Genomic DNA, 14,880 nt, shown 5'->3' on the forward strand with positions numbered 1-14,880 from the left:
TATTGCATAGATGACCGCATTATGAGAATTCCACGTATTTATCATCCAGAATCTTTACCTTCCCACGGCAAGGTAATGCTCAGTGACGATGCTGCTAACCATGTTGGTCGCGTTATGCGTATGCAAGTAGGCCAAGAGCTATTAATGTTTGACGGCAGTAATGCAGAGTTTCCTGCCGTGATCACCAACGCAAGTAAAAAAAGCGTTGAAGTAGAGATCCAATCTCGAGTTGAACACAGTATTGAATCTCCACTAGATATCCATTTAGGTCAGGTGATTTCACGTGGTGATAAAATGGAATTCACCATTCAAAAATCCGTCGAGTTAGGGGTTAATACCATTACACCGCTAATTTCAGAACGCTGTGGCGTTAAATTAAATGCAGAACGTTTTGAAAAAAAACTCGAGCAATGGCAAAAAATCGCCATTGCAGCTTGTGAGCAATGTGGCCGTAACGTTGTCCCTACTATTCGTCCAGTGATGAAACTGGAACAATGGTGTGCTGAAGAATATGATGGTCTAAAGCTCAACTTACACCCTCGCGCTAATTATTCGATAAATACGCTTCCAACGCCGGTCACTAATGTTCGTTTATTGATTGGCCCTGAAGGCGGTTTATCCGCTGATGAAATCAGCATGACAGAACAATATAAATTTGATGAAATTTTGCTGGGGCCTCGTGTACTTCGTACCGAAACCACCGCAATGACAGCCATCACTGCACTGCAAGTACGCTTCGGTGATTTAGGCTAAATTAGAGATTAGGAGAACACAATGATCAAACTGGGTATCGTGATGGACCCTATCGAGTCTATCAATATCAAGAAAGATTCTAGCTTTGCTATGATGTTAGAAGCTCAGCGTCGCGGCTGGGAAATTCATTACATGGAAATGAATGATCTATCTTTAGAGCAAGGCAAAGCGATTGCCCGTACGCGTGTCGTTACCGTACAACAAGATCCTGATCACTGGTTTGATTTTCACAGCGAACAAGAAATTGAATTATCAGATCTTGATGCTGTATTAATGCGTAAAGATCCTCCTTTCGATACTGAATACATTTACGCAACCTACATTCTTGAGCGTGCCGAAGATAATGGTGCACTCATTGTAAATAAACCACAAAGCCTACGTGACTGTAATGAAAAGCTGTTTACGGCATGGTTCCCAGAGCTGACACCAACCACTATTGTTACTCGCCGCGCCGAGAAACTAAAAGCCTTCCACCAAGAGCACGGTGATGTGATCTTAAAGCCACTTGATGGTATGGGTGGTTCGTCGATTTTCCGTGTAATGAAAGGCGATCCTAACGTATCGGTCATCATTGAAACGCTAACTAATATGGGTCAAAACTACTGCATGGCACAGACCTTTGTTCCTGATATTAGTAATGGTGATAAGCGTATCTTAGTGGTTGATGGCGAACCTATGCCTTACTGCCTAGCACGTATTCCTGCTAAAGGGGAAACTCGCGGTAACTTAGCTGCTGGCGGTCGTGGTGAAGCGCGTCCAATCAGTGAAACTGATCGTAAGATCGCAGAAACAGTTGCACCAGTACTAAAAGAAAAAGGCCTGATTTTTGTTGGTCTTGATGTGATTGGTGACAAGCTAACGGAAATTAATGTGACTAGCCCAACCTGTATCCGTGAGATTGAAGCGGCTTTTGATATCTCAATTACAGGTAAGTTAATGGATGCTATCGAACGTCGAGTAAACGCGAAGTAATATCGCTTTACTGACAATCATCAACCATACTCAAATTAAGAATGCAGCGGCAATGTCGCTGCTTTTTTACCTATCAGTAACGAGTGAACGCTCGCTGGTTTGTATCAAACTCTGGTGTTGTAGATGAATTTGACCAACCACTTTTTAGTGGCGATGCCCACTATGCAAGATCCTCAATTTAAGCAAAGTGTTATTTATCTTTGTGAGCATAATAATGAAGGCGCAATGGGGATCATTATCAACCAACCTATCGATATTTCCATTGCTGATATGTTGGAGCAAATTGAAATTGAGAGAAAGCTACCTGTTGCCGATCCTATTAGCTTAGAATCACTGGTACTTAATGGTGGACCCGTTTCTGAAGATCGTGGCTTTGTACTTCACACCACGAAAGGTGAATATAGCTCAAGTTTACCTGTGAATAACGAATTAGCCGTGACCACCTCGCTGGATATTTTATCTCAGTTGGGTACTGCGCAAGCGCCAAAACAATTTCTGGTCGCGCTAGGTTATGCCGGATGGGATGCCGGTCAATTAGAGCAAGAGCTGGTTGATAACAATTGGCTAACTATTGAAGCTGACGACACCATTATTTTTTCCACTCCTACCGACGAACGTTGGCATAAAGCAATTGAAAAACTTGGCTTTACACCAGCAAACCTTTCTTTAGATATAGGTCACGCATGAGTCAATCTCGCAGTGTATTAGGTTTTGATTACGGCACCAAAAGTATTGGTGTTGCTATTGGTCAAGAGCTGACAGGAACCGCTACTCCCCTTGCCGCTTTAAAAGCCAAAGATGGCATCCCCAATTGGGATGATATTGAAAAGATTTTAAAAGAATGGCTACCTGATTTAGTCGTTGTAGGATTACCTTTAGATCTTGAAGGTAAAGAACTTGAAAGCATTACACCACGGGCGAAAAAATTTGCTAATCGCTTACATGGGCGTTTTGGTTGCCAAGTTGAACTACACGATGAACGTTTAAGTACTGTTGAAGCAAAAGCAGAGCTGTTTGAGCGTGGTGGTTATCGTTCATTAAGTAAAGGTAATATCGACTCACAATCCGCTGTCGTTATTTTAGAAAGCTGGTTTGAACGTCAATACGGCGCTTAATATTACAAGTTTCCAAAACAAAAAAGACAAGTCCTGTTGAGGTACTTGTCTTTTTTATTATCTAAAATCTAACAATTGTCGAAACCTTGTACAGCTTTTTTCTTACTGATCATCATAAAGCTAAACACGATCAAATCCTGTACTAAGATCCTCCCTCAAAGCCTTGCTGTTTCTTGTTTGTACAGCTTGTACAGCTTTTGTACCTCTTGAACTCAAAAGCTGTTCCGACAATCATAACTTAAATACATGAGACTATTTTTAATTAAAATCCAATAAGTTAGAGTTCAATTTAAATATATCATTAAATATGAGTGATTAGCTTGTGATGATCTTAATGCATTAGGATCATCACAGACATATTACTGAAGGTCTAATTTCACCCCAGATAACGTACTGGTACTGTTTGACGTTTTATTATTAGGATCACCGACTTTAATCATTAAGCGAAGATCATTTGGTGAATCAGCGTGGTGCAGCGCATCTTGCTCGGTGATTTTCCCCTCTCGAAATAATGCATATAACGATTGATCAAACGTCACCATTCCAGCCTGATTTGATTTTGCCATCACGTCTTTAATTTCATGTAACTCACCGCGACGGATCAAATCGGCGACACGTGGCGTATTGAGCAGCAGCTCATAAACACCATGTCGTCCGACACCATTAGCATCAGGGATCAACTGTTGCGCTAAAATACACTTTAAGTTTAACGACAGATCAAATAAAAACTGCTCACGACGCTCTTTTGGTACAAGGTGAAGAATACGCTCAAGTGCTTGGTTGGCGTTATTCGCGTGCAGCGTTGCCATACACAAGTGCCCTGTTTCGGCAAACGTCATCGCATATTCCATCGTCTCACGACTTCGGATCTCACCGATCAAGATCATATCTGGAGCTTGTCGCAGTGAGTTTTTCAATGCCACTTCATAACTGGCAGTATCAAGCCCAACCTCACGCTGAGTTATGATGCATTTGTTATGTTCATGGATAAACTCAATCGGATCTTCAACCGTTAAAATATGGCCACTGCGATTTTGATTTCTAAACCCCGTCATTGCCGCCATGGATGTCGACTTACCCGAGCCTGTCGCCCCAACTACCAACACTAAACCACGTTTAGCCAGTGCTAGTCGCTCCATATCAATAGGTAGGTTAAGATCATGAATATTCGGTATCTTGGTTTCGATTCGACGGACCACAATACCTGGTAATTCACGTTGCCAAAATGCACTTAATCGAAAACGGCAACCATTACGAACAATGGCAAAATTGGCCTCACGCGTCGCAACAAACTCTTTATATTGTTCGTCGTCCATAGCTTCGTGGAACAAAGAGTCCACTGCTGCGCGATCAAGTAATTCGCCAAGATGATGTAAGTTGCCATCAACTTTCAGTAAGCATGCTGAGCCGACGGTGATATATAAATCCGACGCTTTACGCTCAACCATTTGCGCTAATATACTATCTAAATTCATCTCTTTTCCTACCTCGTTAAACCTGAGGTGTTATTAGAAACCGCGCTGACTCGTATCAACAATACGGCGACCTTCTTCAGCTTCAACTAAGCCTTTTGCCACCAGCATCTTCACGCTTTGCTCCATTGTTTGCATTCCCATCGATGAGCCGGTTTGGATCATTGAAAACATTTGCGCGACTTTATCTTCACGGATCAAGTTACGAATCGCTGGTGTTGCCATCATAATTTCATGGCTGGCTACACGACCACCGCTTACACACTTTAATAAGCTTTGTGATATCACGGCACGTAACGACTCCGATAACATAGAGCGAACCATGGATTTATCACTACCAGGGAAAACATCAATGATACGATCGATCGTTTTTGCCGCAGAACTTGTATGCAAGGTGCCTAAAACTAAGTGTCCTGTTTCAGCTGCTGTTAACGCTAAACTGATTGTTTCCTGATCACGAAGCTCACCCACTAAAATGACATCGGGATCTTCACGCAGTGCTGAACGCAGTGCGTTCTGGAAGCCCAATGTGTCACGGTGCACTTCTCGCTGGTTGATCAAGCAACGTTTACTGCTGTGAACAAATTCAATCGGATCTTCAATCGTCAGAATATGACGGTTATAGTTGGTATTGATATAATCAACTAACGCAGCAATCGTGGTCGATTTACCCGAGCCAGTCGCACCTGTTACTAATACCAAGCCACGCGAAAGCTTGGCAATATCATAAAAAACATCAGGAACGTTTAACGATTCCAATGTTGGAATATGAATAGGAATGGTTCGAAACACCGCCGAACAACCACGAGACTGATGAAAAGCATTGACCCTGAAGCGACCGATGTCGGGAATTTCAAATGAAAAATCGACTTCTAAGTTTTCTTCATACTCACGACGCTGGGCATCGTTCATAATGTCAAACACTAAACGGTGCACTTCACTGTGATCGAGTGCTGGCATACTGAGTTTTCTAACATCGCCATCAACACGAATTATCGGTGGAACACCTGCAGAAAGATGTAGATCCGATGCGTTATGCTTTACACTAAAATCCAGTAATTCGGTGATATCCATAAATTTTCCCCAAGAATCAATTATGACTAGTATCAAACAAAATATTGCTGAGGTCATCAACCAGATCACCCTAGCAACTGAAAAATGCGGCAGGGCTGCAGATTCCGTGCAACTATTGGCAGTAAGTAAAACCAAGCCAGTGGAAGCGATCGAAGAAGCCATCGCAGCAGGCCAGTATGCATTTGGCGAAAACTATGTACAGGAAGGTGTTGATAAGGTAAATCACTTTTCGAGCCATCCAGAGAAAAACTTGCTTGTATGGCATTTTATTGGACCGATCCAATCTAATAAAACTCGCCTTGTCGCAGAGCATTTTGATTGGGTGCACTCTATTGATCGCATAAAAACAGCAAAACGTTTAAGCGATCAACGTCCTACGTCAATGGCCCCGCTACAAGTCTTACTGCAAGTTAATAGCAGCGCCGAAGCAACAAAATCGGGGATAACATTGGCTGAAGTGCCTGTTCTAGCTGCTGAAATAGCAGCAATGCCAAATATTGAACTGCGCGGTTTAATGTCTATCCCACAACCAGCTACAGATTACGACAGCCAATTTGCCACTTTTAAAGCGTTGGCTGATACACTAGAACAGCTGAAATTGACTTATCCAAACGTTGATACATTATCAATGGGAATGAGTGGTGATATGGAAGCGGCAATTGCAGCAGGCAGCACAATTGTTCGTATCGGCACCGCGATTTTTGGTGCCCGTGATTACGGCAACAAAGAATAATTACTAATATTCGTACTGTTCATGATAACAACAGCTCAATTAAGGTAAAAAACATTAAGTTTGTACCTATTTATAAGGATTTTACATGGAACAACGCTCAATTGCCTTTATTGGGGCAGGTAATATGGCTCGCTCAATTATCGCAGGATTAGTTGCTAGCGGTTACGATGCAAAAAAGATTACGGCCACCGCTCCTAGCGATGCTCGTCGTGAACCTCTAGCACGTGACTTTGGTATTCATACCACTAGCGATAACCTAAGTGCTGCTCAAAATGCTGATGTTGTTGTTCTTGCGGTTAAACCACAACTTATGGAAGAAGTGTGTAAACCACTGCAAGATATTAACTTTGCGGGAAAATTAGTGATTTCTATTGCCGCTGGCATTAATTGCGAGCGCTTATGTGAAATGCTAGGCCAGCAAGTTGAATTGGTTCGTGTAATGCCAAATACTCCCTCTTTAATTGGTAAGGGGATGAGCGGCTTATATGCAAAACCACAACTCACAGAAACCGACCGATTATTTGCCACTCAACTATTACAAGCCGTAGGCGAAATTTGTTGGGTACAAGAAGAATCAGGTATTAATGGTATTATTGCCGCAGCAGGCAGTGCTCCCGCCTACTTCTTTTTGTTTATGGAAGCAATGCAGCAAGAAGCGATGAACCAAGGGTTTGATGCCGATACTGCGCGCTTACTGGTTCAGCAAGCCGCTTTAGGTGCCGCTGAATTAGTAAAAGCGAATCCAGATACTTCATTGTCGACACTGCGTGATCAAGTCACTTCAAAAGGTGGTACGACAGCTGAAGCTATTAATACATTTAATCAACATCAATTCTCAGATATTGTTGCTAAAGCGATGCAAGCAGCCGTATCTCGAGCTAAAGAAATGGAACAATTGTTTTAAGGTTTATCTATGAATCCTTTCGTTTATCTAGTTCAAACCGGCTTTGATCTTTACATCATGGTCGTATTATTACGAGTTTGGTTACAATGGTCTCGTGCAGACTTTTATAATCCCTTCTCACAATTTATTGTTAAAGCGACTCAACCGATCGTTGCGCCATTACGCCGCGTAATCCCATCAATTGGTTCGCTAGATATGGCAACGGTACTGTTCGCTTATGTACTGTGTGTCGCTAAATTTATCATCATTATTTCAATCAGTAGTGGTGGTTTTTCCTTTGAACCAAGCTTCCTATTCTTAGGACTATTAGCATTATTAAAAGCAGCTGGTAGTTTATTGTTCTGGGTACTATTGATCCGTGCAATCTTAAGCTGGGTTAGCCAAGGCCGAAGCCCTATCGAATATGTCATGCACCAATTAACCGAACCACTAATGGCGCCTGTTCGCCGCGTTCTACCTGCGATGGGCGGTTTAGATCTGAGTATTCTAGTGATCTTTATCGCACTACAATTTGCTAACTACGCGATGGGTTCTTTAGTTGGTAACGTGTGGTACATGCTGTGACAGAAAAGACCATCTTTCGTGATGATGACGATCTCATTATCCGACTTTATATCCAACCGAAAGCAAGCCGCGATCAAATCGTCGGCTTGCATGGCAACGAAGTAAAAATTGCCATTACCGCGCCACCGGTAGACGGAAAAGCCAATGCCCATTTAGTAAAGTACCTTGCAAAACAATTTAAGGTCGCTAAAGGGTTAATTCATGTAGAAAAAGGCTTACAAGGTCGGCACAAACAAATTCGGATTGAAGCCCCGAAAGTCATTCCCTCAGAGATCGCCACCATCATGTAATTGATTGGTTCAACAAAGCGAATATCAATTATCGATATTCGCTTTTTTTATATTTGTACTCTTAACTACAATCATCCAGTACAGCAACACGTCATGATATAAAGGAAATACTTCAGTGACTCACTGAAAGATAAGGATACTTCATGAAAATATTACTCAGCCTACTACTGCTCGTTTTTACGCTGCCTAGCTATGCCGGACAATTTAAAAAATTTGGCGACTTAGAAGTGCATTATTCTAGTTTTGCCTCAACGTTTTTAACCCCAGAGATTGCCAGCCACTATAAAATTCAGCGTAGCCGTTACAGTGCCTTGATCAATATTGCGATTCTTGATACCAGTAAAGAAGAAAAAACAGCGGTAAAAGCACAGTTAACCGGTATTGCTCGTAATGTATTAGGGCAGCAAAAGAAGTTAAATTTTAGAGAAATAAAAGAGGGTAAATCAATTTATTACCTTGCTGAATTTAAACACACTAATGATGAAACGTTTAATTTTACGATCACTATTTACTCTAATGGTAAAAAAGAAACACTGACCTTTAAGCAGACCTTCTTCGTTGACAAGTAACCTCTTGAGCATCAATCTATTCTACAATCACTAGGCGCACTCGCGCCTTTTTTATTACGATAACAACCGTTATTATAGCCGCCAATATTACATAGCTTGACGTTCAAAAGGCATCAAAATGAGTAAACTTGTACTAGCAACAGGCAACCAAGGCAAAGTAAAAGAAATGGCCGATTTACTGGCTGATTTTGGTTTTGATGTAGTCGCGCAAAGTGATTATAACGTTTCATCCGTTGCTGAAACGGGCACAACATTTATTGAAAATGCGATCATCAAGGCGCGCCATGCGGCAAAGGAAACAGGCCTTCCAGCCATTGCCGATGACTCTGGCTTAGAAGTTGATTACCTCAATGGTGCTCCTGGTATTTATTCTGCACGTTTTGCCGGTGAAGACGCATCAGATGCTGACAACATTGATAAGCTACTTGCGGAAATGAAAGATGTACCCGCCGAGCAACGTACTGCACGTTTCCATTGTGTGCTCGTGATGATGCGCCATGAAAACGATCCTACGCCACTGGTTTGTCATGGCTCTTGGGAAGGTAGCATCTTAACTGAACGTCATGGCGAAAATGGTTTTGGTTACGATCCGGTATTTTGGGTTCCAGAAGATCAATGTGCTTCAGCTCAACTTCCACCTGCTCGTAAAAAGCAATTATCACACCGTGGTAAAGCACTACAGCAATTGTTTAGCGCATTAAAGGCCGATTAAATGCTTGTACCACCACCACTGAGTTTATATGTCCACATCCCTTGGTGTGTACAAAAATGTCCTTATTGTGATTTCAACTCTCACGCCTTAAAGACAGATCTTCCTGAGCTTGATTATATTGATGCCTTAATTGACGATTTAGAAACTGATCTGAGCGCTTATCAGTTAGTCAATGGAGCACGACCTCTACACTCAATTTTTATTGGTGGAGGCACGCCTAGCTTGATCTCCCCAAGTGAGATTGGTCGTTTATTAAAAGCCATTGAGCAACGCATTCCATTTAGTGATGATATTGAAATCACCATGGAAGCCAACCCTGGCACAGTGGAAGCGGGTCGTTTTGAAGCTTATCGCCAAGCAGGTGTAAACCGTATTTCTATTGGTATTCAAAGCTTTCAAAATGAAAAACTCGAACGTCTTGGCCGTATTCATGGCGCAGATGAAGCGATCCGTGCTGCTGGGCTTGCAAAGGAAGCGGGATTAAACAGTTTTAATGTCGATCTGATGCATGGCTTACCTGATCAAAGCGTGAGTGATGCGATCAGTGATTTAAAACAAGCGATCGCGCTCGATCCACCGCACTTGTCTTGGTATCAGCTGACAATTGAACCCAATACCCTATATTACTCAAAACCACCGACATTGCCTGATGATGACGACTTGTGGGATATTTTTGAGCAAGGTCATCAGCTTTTAACAGAAGCCGGTTATCAGCAATATGAAATATCAGGCTACAGCAAGCCGGGGAAACAATGTCAGCATAATCTTAACTACTGGCGTTTTGGTGATTACCTTGGCATTGGTTGTGGCGCACATGGCAAAATCAGTTTTGCTGATGGGCAGATTATCCGTACCGTTAAAGTCAAACATCCTCGTGGGTATTTACAAGCAGATAAGCCATATTTAACTGAAGAAAATAAGGTTGCTAATGGCGAACGCCCGTTCGAGTTCTTTATGAATCGTTTTCGTTTATTAGAATCCTGTCCAAAGCAAGATTTTGTCGCAAGAACCGGTTTAGCGTTAACGACCATAGAACCGACAATTGATTGGGCGATAGCGCAAAACTATCTCCAAGATACGGGCGATCATTGGCAAATCACCGAGCATGGTAAATTGTTTTTAAATGATCTCCTAGCCGCCTTCGTTGACGATGATAACAAATAATATCCAATAAAAAAGCGAGCACTATGTTATTCACAGTGCTCGCTTTTCTCTTGTTAGATACTTACTAATTTAACGTGACGCTACGCCAGTTTTTTAATGCCGGGATCGCATCTTGCAACCGTTGTTCTTGCTCTATCCGCAGCGAAACAAAGTCACATACTTGCTTATCAATACGCTGAGAATGCGACAACAAATAAGGCAAGTCATTATCTAAAAGCTCGTAATAGTCCGATAATAATTGTGTTTGTTTAGGACTCAATGCAACCTTATGTACATCGAAAAACATCCGCCCTTTAGCATCAACAATAAATTCTTGTTTACCTTGTACTAAGGTTAACCGTCCCTCATTTAAACTCAGTGAATTATGCCATTGTGGTTCACATTCAACCGCATGAGCCAATACCGTAAAGAAACTGAACATCGCTACTATTGTGCCGAATATCGATGTTGTTAGTCCGTGAAACCCCTTATTCATTAACATACGATTCTCCCCCCTAATGTGAGCCTCGCTGTTTTATGTATACGGGCTCACTAAAAAATAGAACGTCCAATACGTTCAGATAGTTTCTCTAACGCTGCTGTCCCTGCAACAGAATTACCGGATTGATCAAGTTCTGGCGACCACACAGCAATCGTCATCTCACCCGGTACAATCGCAACAATGCCACCACCTACACCAGACTTTCCTGGCATACCAACACGATAGGCAAATTCACCTGCACCATCATATAAACCACAGGTCGCAAGCAATGCATTTATATGCTTACTTTGAGTTTGGCTGATAATTCTTTTTTTCGCGCCTAAAGGAAGCCCTTTATTTGCTAAATAGCTAAACGTTCTGGCGAGATCGACACAACTCATCTTAAGGGCGCAATAACTAAAATAATTAGTGAGCACTGGCATCACTTCGTTATCAAAGTTACCAAATGAGCGCATCAAATAAGCAATGGAAGCATTACGATCGCTATGTTGCATTTCAGAGCTAGCCACTACTTTGTCGTAGACAATATTCGGATTACAAGAAAGCTCTCGTACTAATTCCAACATCCGATATTGCGGTGCACATAAACGACTATGCAGTAAATCCGACACCACAATCGCACCGGGATTAATAAACGGATTACGTGGGATACCTTTTTCTAGCTCAAGCTGGATCATGGAGTTAAATGCATGACCTGATGGCTCTTTTCCAACTCGAGACCACAACTCTTCAGGCTCATATAAGGTCATTGCAAGTGTTAACGACAACACCTTAGAGATAGATTGAATAGAAAAACCTTCTTGGCTATCACCCGCCTGAATAACTTCTCCGTCGTTATAGCACACTGCAATACCTAATTTACTCGCAGGTACGCTAGCTAAAGCAGGAATATAGTCAGCCACTTTTCCTTGACCTATCAATGGTCTCACTTCATCTAATACTTCATTTAGCAGTGTAGCTGTTGGCTTCATATCTCTTTCTCCAAGGGGAAAAAAAGCCAACACAAGGTTGGCTTTTTCATTGATTTAACGAAGCGTCATTAAATCAATAATTGTTTTATTTCTTCAGCATATAATGCCAAAGAGAAATTATTCAGTACGCTCGTACTTCATATCCCAAACGCCGTGACCTAAACGATGACCACGAGCTTCGAATTTGGTTAATGGGCGATCTTCAGGACGATCAATATAATCACCGTTTGTTGCCGTATTACGGTAACCAGGCGCAGCATCCATCACTTCAACCATATGCTCAGCGTAATTTTCCCAGTCAGTTGCCATATGGAAAATACCGCCAATTTTAAGCTTTTTACGCAGCATTTCAGCAAATTCAGGCTGAACGATACGACGCTTATGGTGACGTGCTTTATGCCATGGGTCAGGGAAAAATAGCTGTACGGTATCTAAACTACCATCAGGGATCATGTATTCAAATACTTCAACGCCATCGTGACACATTACACGAAGGTTAGTTAAACCTGCATCTTCCGCACCCATTAGACATGCACCCACACCAGGGCTATGAACTTCGATACCAATAAAGTTTTTCTCAGGGGCATTTTTAGCCATTTCAACTAATGATGCACCCATACCAAAACCAATTTCCAACACGACTGGCGCTTCACGGTTAAATACTTCTTTCCAGTCCAGCATTTGCTTGGCGAAATCAATACCCATAGTTGGCCAGTTGTTTTCCATCGCATGTTCTTGGCCCTTAGTTAAACGGCCTTCACGACGGACAAAGCTACGGATCTTACGAACCAGTTTGCCATCTTCGGTAAATTCGGTCAGGGTCACTTCACCTGACTTCTTTGAAACTTCGCTCATGCTAATAACTATCCAAACAAAAAAGAAACGGATTGGCATTATCCAAAGTTATCGACTCAATTCAAGTCTATCAATTGCGACAATGGCCAGTTTATGGTGCAATCTTGCCCATAATAGACAATAAATAACGTTGCACTTCTGTTTGCAGTATAAGTGATTGCACTAGCGGACACCAATTTTCACTGTGTAGCGAAAAATAACTCAATAGCTACTCCTTATTGGCAAATGCCATATCCTTTTGCGCAGTATCAAAGATAAGTAGCTATAAACTGTAAAGTGAGCACAACATTGAGTACGACATTTTCCGATGCCATCTTAGCGTGGTACGACAAATTCGGCCGCAAAACCCTACCTTGGCAACAAAACAAAACCCCATATAAAGTATGGCTTTCAGAGATCATGTTACAACAAACCCAAGTAGCAACTGTGATCCCTTACTTTGAACGTTTTATGGAGCGCTTCCCTACCGTGCAAGACTTAGCGGCTGCAGAGCAAGATGAAGTCTTACACTTATGGACAGGGCTCGGCTATTACGCTCGCGCGCGTAACCTCCATAAAGCAGCACAATTAATTGTTAGCGAACATAACGGCATTTTCCCAACAGATATCGATCAAGTCCAAGCATTACCGGGTATTGGTCGTTCAACGGCTGGTGCTGTTCTGTCACTCTCACTCGCTCAACATCACCCTATCTTAGATGGCAATGTGAAACGAACACTTGCCCGTTGTTACGCGATTGAAGGCTGGCCAGGTAAGAAAACCGTTGAAAACAAATTATGGCAAATTGCTGAGACAAATACGCCCGAGATGGGAGTCGAGCGCTATAACCAAGCCATGATGGATATGGGAGCAATGATTTGTACCCGTAGTAAACCTAAATGTGAATTATGTCCCGTAAGCACACAATGCATTGCACTCAAAGAATTACGACAAACCGATTTTCCGGGTAAAAAACCGAAAAAAACCTTGCCTGAAAAACAAACATGGTTCGCTATTTTACAGTGCGACGATAAAGTTTGGTTAGAACAACGCCCACAAATCGGCATTTGGGGTGGCCTATGGTGCTTCCCTCAACATGACAATGCTGATTTAACGTCGCTATTAGACAAGCAATTAGGGCAACAACTATCACTTATCGAACAGCAAAGTCAGTTAACTGCTTTTCGTCATACGTTTAGCCATTATCATCTTGATATTGTGCCGATCTTATACGAACTTAAATCACAACCTACAGCGGTTAATGAAGCTTCAGGTCAATGGTATGATCTTAATAATCCACCAAAAATCGGATTAGCTGCACCAGTACAGAAAATTTTAGACAGTTTGGCATACTCGTTAAACCATCAAAAATAAGGTGGTTTTTAGCGCTTTGATTTCCGTTCAGTGATGCTAGATGCCAGTCACTGACTCTGGTATAACTATCAACTAATCACTCATTTTCGCTGAGCCGTATATCAGCGAGTTACAGTAAGGAATATTTCATGAGTCGTACTGTTTTCTGTACTCGACTACAACAAGAGGCTGAAGGTTTAGACTTTCAACTTTACCCAGGTGAACTAGGCCAACGTATTTTTGATAATATTTCTAAGCAAGCATGGGCTGAATGGCAAGGGAAGCAAACCATGCTGATCAACGAGAAAAAACTCAACATGATGAATCCAGAACATCGTCAGTTATTAGAAACTGAAATGGTGAAGTTTTTGTTCGAAGGTCAAGATGTGATTATTGACGGCTACACACCGCCAGAAAAATAAAATTTATAATTGAGGTTTCATCTCTTAATTTGCTTTAAATTGATGAAATCTCAATAATGAATATCAAAATCACACCACAACGAACAAAAAGACAACAAACAACACTATTTATCTTTTTTTATTAAAAAAAGTGTTGACGAAAAGGCTGAAAACCCTTTTAATAGCGCCCCGTTGCCTCGATAGCTCAGTCGGTAGAGCAGAGGATTGAAAATCCTCGTGTCGGTGGTTCGATTCCGCCTCGAGGCACCATTACTTCCCTTTCGAAGTTTGGTGCAAAGCAACCACAATCTGTTCCTCCTTAGTTCAGTTGGTAGAACGGCGGACTGTTAATCCGTATGTCGCTGGTTCAAGTCCAGCAGGAGGAGCCACTATTTATTTCTTGGCTCAATAGAGCGGGGAAATTAAAAGAATATAGTGTGCCGACTTAGCTCAGTAGGTAGAGCAACTGACTTGTAATCAGTAGGTCACCAGTTCGACTCCGGTAGTCGGCACCATTT

The 14,880-nt window shown here is 42.0% G+C and carries 18 protein-coding genes and 3 tRNA genes; 16 read left to right on the forward strand and 5 right to left on the reverse strand.

What is annotated here, in order from left to right; genetic code table 11:
• Nucleotides 1-21: 21 nt before the first annotated feature.
• The 4 genes from rsmE (at nt 22) to ruvX (ending at nt 2,840) form a co-directional block, all read left to right on the forward strand.
• Complete coding sequence (gene rsmE, locus CTN01_RS19670; protein WP_045084455.1) at nt 22-753, forward strand: 16S rRNA (uracil(1498)-N(3))-methyltransferase; 732 nt, start codon at nt 22-24, stop codon at nt 751-753.
• Nucleotides 754-774: 21 nt separating this feature from the next.
• Nucleotides 775-1,725 carry a glutathione synthase gene (gene gshB / locus CTN01_RS19675; RefSeq protein ID WP_045084456.1) on the forward strand — a complete coding sequence of 317 codons (951 nt, stop codon included), beginning with the start codon at nt 775-777 and terminating at the stop codon, nt 1,723-1,725.
• 123 nt (nt 1,726-1,848) lie between these two features.
• Nucleotides 1,849-2,412: a YqgE/AlgH family protein gene (locus CTN01_RS19680; RefSeq protein ID WP_045128820.1), complete on the forward strand. Its 564-nt coding sequence runs from the start codon at nt 1,849-1,851 to the stop codon at nt 2,410-2,412.
• Nucleotides 2,409-2,840, forward strand: a complete 432-nt coding sequence (gene ruvX, locus CTN01_RS19685; RefSeq protein ID WP_045128821.1) for a Holliday junction resolvase RuvX — start codon at nt 2,409-2,411, stop codon at nt 2,838-2,840. The genes CTN01_RS19680 and ruvX overlap by 4 nt, the downstream gene beginning before the upstream one ends.
• Nucleotides 2,841-3,199: 359 nt before the next feature.
• Here the strand turns inward: ruvX and CTN01_RS19690 are convergent, their stop codons facing one another.
• Together CTN01_RS19690 and CTN01_RS19695 are read right to left on the reverse strand one after the other, a co-directional pair.
• A complete protein-coding gene (locus CTN01_RS19690) occupies nt 3,200-4,315 on the reverse strand; it encodes a PilT/PilU family type 4a pilus ATPase (protein WP_005371348.1) in 1,116 nt (371 codons plus the stop codon).
• A 33-nt stretch (nt 4,316-4,348) separates the two neighbouring features.
• Nucleotides 4,349-5,386 carry a type IV pilus twitching motility protein PilT gene (locus CTN01_RS19695; RefSeq protein ID WP_045150095.1) on the reverse strand — a complete coding sequence of 346 codons (1,038 nt, stop codon included), beginning with the start codon at nt 5,384-5,386 and terminating at the stop codon, nt 4,349-4,351.
• Between the two features lie 22 nt (nt 5,387-5,408).
• On the opposite strand from CTN01_RS19695, the gene CTN01_RS19700 reads away from it, so the two are divergent.
• The 7 genes from CTN01_RS19700 (at nt 5,409) to hemW (ending at nt 10,322) form a co-directional block, all read left to right on the forward strand.
• Nucleotides 5,409-6,119 (forward strand): YggS family pyridoxal phosphate-dependent enzyme, encoded by a 711-nt coding sequence (locus tag CTN01_RS19700; protein WP_045150096.1) that lies wholly within the window; start codon nt 5,409-5,411, stop codon nt 6,117-6,119.
• 85 nt (nt 6,120-6,204) lie between these two features.
• Nucleotides 6,205-7,023, forward strand: coding sequence for a pyrroline-5-carboxylate reductase (gene proC, locus CTN01_RS19705; RefSeq protein WP_045150097.1), 819 nt, complete (start codon nt 6,205-6,207; stop codon nt 7,021-7,023).
• Nucleotides 7,024-7,032: 9 nt separating this feature from the next.
• The gene (locus tag CTN01_RS19710) at nt 7,033-7,587 is read left to right on the forward strand and encodes a YggT family protein (protein WP_045084462.1); all 555 of its coding nucleotides are present in this window, start codon (nt 7,033-7,035) and stop codon (nt 7,585-7,587) included.
• A complete protein-coding gene (gene yggU / locus CTN01_RS19715) occupies nt 7,584-7,877 on the forward strand; it encodes a DUF167 family protein YggU (protein WP_005371336.1) in 294 nt (97 codons plus the stop codon). Before CTN01_RS19710 ends, yggU begins: the two co-directional genes overlap by 4 nt.
• Before the next feature lie 143 nt (nt 7,878-8,020).
• Nucleotides 8,021-8,446 carry a DUF4426 domain-containing protein gene (locus tag CTN01_RS19720; protein WP_045150098.1) on the forward strand — a complete coding sequence of 142 codons (426 nt, stop codon included), beginning with the start codon at nt 8,021-8,023 and terminating at the stop codon, nt 8,444-8,446.
• A gap of 118 nt (nt 8,447-8,564) precedes the next feature.
• Nucleotides 8,565-9,158 carry an XTP/dITP diphosphatase gene (locus CTN01_RS19725; protein WP_045084464.1) on the forward strand — a complete coding sequence of 198 codons (594 nt, stop codon included), beginning with the start codon at nt 8,565-8,567 and terminating at the stop codon, nt 9,156-9,158.
• A complete protein-coding gene (hemW, locus tag CTN01_RS19730) occupies nt 9,159-10,322 on the forward strand; it encodes a radical SAM family heme chaperone HemW (RefSeq protein WP_045130782.1) in 1,164 nt (387 codons plus the stop codon).
• A 64-nt stretch (nt 10,323-10,386) separates the two neighbouring features.
• Here hemW and CTN01_RS19735 read toward each other — a convergent pair whose 3' ends face one another.
• From CTN01_RS19735 to trmB, 3 genes are all read right to left on the reverse strand, one after another.
• Entirely contained in the window at nt 10,387-10,803 is a 417-nt protein-coding gene (locus tag CTN01_RS19735; protein WP_045150099.1) for a YggN family protein, read from the reverse strand.
• Between the two features lie 50 nt (nt 10,804-10,853).
• Nucleotides 10,854-11,774 carry a glutaminase B gene (gene glsB / locus CTN01_RS19740; RefSeq protein ID WP_045128826.1) on the reverse strand — a complete coding sequence of 307 codons (921 nt, stop codon included), beginning with the start codon at nt 11,772-11,774 and terminating at the stop codon, nt 10,854-10,856.
• 117 nt (nt 11,775-11,891) lie between these two features.
• On the reverse strand, nt 11,892-12,629 hold the full coding sequence (trmB, locus tag CTN01_RS19745) for a tRNA (guanosine(46)-N7)-methyltransferase TrmB (RefSeq protein WP_005371327.1): 738 nt from the start codon (nt 12,627-12,629) through the stop codon (nt 11,892-11,894).
• 288 nt (nt 12,630-12,917) lie between these two features.
• Here trmB and mutY point away from each other — a divergent pair, with 288 nt between their 5' ends.
• The 5 genes from mutY (at nt 12,918) to CTN01_RS19770 (ending at nt 14,877) form a co-directional block, all read left to right on the forward strand.
• Nucleotides 12,918-13,982, forward strand: a complete 1,065-nt coding sequence (gene mutY / locus CTN01_RS19750) for an A/G-specific adenine glycosylase (RefSeq protein ID WP_045150100.1) — start codon at nt 12,918-12,920, stop codon at nt 13,980-13,982.
• A gap of 128 nt (nt 13,983-14,110) precedes the next feature.
• Complete coding sequence (locus CTN01_RS19755; RefSeq protein WP_005371324.1) at nt 14,111-14,383, forward strand: oxidative damage protection protein; 273 nt, start codon at nt 14,111-14,113, stop codon at nt 14,381-14,383.
• Between the two features lie 173 nt (nt 14,384-14,556).
• Nucleotides 14,557-14,632, forward strand: a tRNA-Phe gene (locus tag CTN01_RS19760).
• Between the two features lie 43 nt (nt 14,633-14,675).
• Nucleotides 14,676-14,751, forward strand: a tRNA-Asn gene (locus CTN01_RS19765).
• Nucleotides 14,752-14,801: 50 nt separating this feature from the next.
• Nucleotides 14,802-14,877 (forward strand) — tRNA-Thr (locus tag CTN01_RS19770).
• Nucleotides 14,878-14,880: the final 3 nt, after the last annotated feature.

Source organism: Photobacterium angustum, from assembly GCF_003026365.1.
GTDB lineage: Bacteria > Pseudomonadota > Gammaproteobacteria > Enterobacterales > Vibrionaceae > Photobacterium > Photobacterium angustum.

Bases quoted from the DNA above. Each gene is read 5' to 3' on its own strand.
- rsmE (WP_045084455.1), top strand. From the start codon at position 22: ATGAGAATTCCACGTATTTATCATCCAGAATCTTTACCTTCCCACGGC.
- gshB (WP_045084456.1), top strand. From the start codon at position 775: ATGATCAAACTGGGTATCGTGATGGACCCTATCGAGTCTATCAATATC.
- CTN01_RS19680 (WP_045128820.1), top strand. From the start codon at position 1,849: ATGAATTTGACCAACCACTTTTTAGTGGCGATGCCCACTATGCAAGAT.
- ruvX (WP_045128821.1), top strand. From the start codon at position 2,409: ATGAGTCAATCTCGCAGTGTATTAGGTTTTGATTACGGCACCAAAAGT.
- CTN01_RS19690 (WP_005371348.1), bottom strand. From the start codon at position 4,315: ATGAATTTAGATAGTATATTAGCGCAAATGGTTGAGCGTAAAGCGTCG.
- CTN01_RS19695 (WP_045150095.1), bottom strand. From the start codon at position 5,386: ATGGATATCACCGAATTACTGGATTTTAGTGTAAAGCATAACGCATCG.
- CTN01_RS19700 (WP_045150096.1), top strand. From the start codon at position 5,409: ATGACTAGTATCAAACAAAATATTGCTGAGGTCATCAACCAGATCACC.
- proC (WP_045150097.1), top strand. From the start codon at position 6,205: ATGGAACAACGCTCAATTGCCTTTATTGGGGCAGGTAATATGGCTCGC.
- CTN01_RS19710 (WP_045084462.1), top strand. From the start codon at position 7,033: ATGAATCCTTTCGTTTATCTAGTTCAAACCGGCTTTGATCTTTACATC.
- CTN01_RS19720 (WP_045150098.1), top strand. From the start codon at position 8,021: ATGAAAATATTACTCAGCCTACTACTGCTCGTTTTTACGCTGCCTAGC.
- CTN01_RS19725 (WP_045084464.1), top strand. From the start codon at position 8,565: ATGAGTAAACTTGTACTAGCAACAGGCAACCAAGGCAAAGTAAAAGAA.
- hemW (WP_045130782.1), top strand. From the start codon at position 9,159: ATGCTTGTACCACCACCACTGAGTTTATATGTCCACATCCCTTGGTGT.
- CTN01_RS19735 (WP_045150099.1), bottom strand. From the start codon at position 10,803: ATGTTAATGAATAAGGGGTTTCACGGACTAACAACATCGATATTCGGC.
- glsB (WP_045128826.1), bottom strand. From the start codon at position 11,774: ATGAAGCCAACAGCTACACTGCTAAATGAAGTATTAGATGAAGTGAGA.
- trmB (WP_005371327.1), bottom strand. From the start codon at position 12,629: ATGAGCGAAGTTTCAAAGAAGTCAGGTGAAGTGACCCTGACCGAATTT.
- CTN01_RS19755 (WP_005371324.1), top strand. From the start codon at position 14,111: ATGAGTCGTACTGTTTTCTGTACTCGACTACAACAAGAGGCTGAAGGT.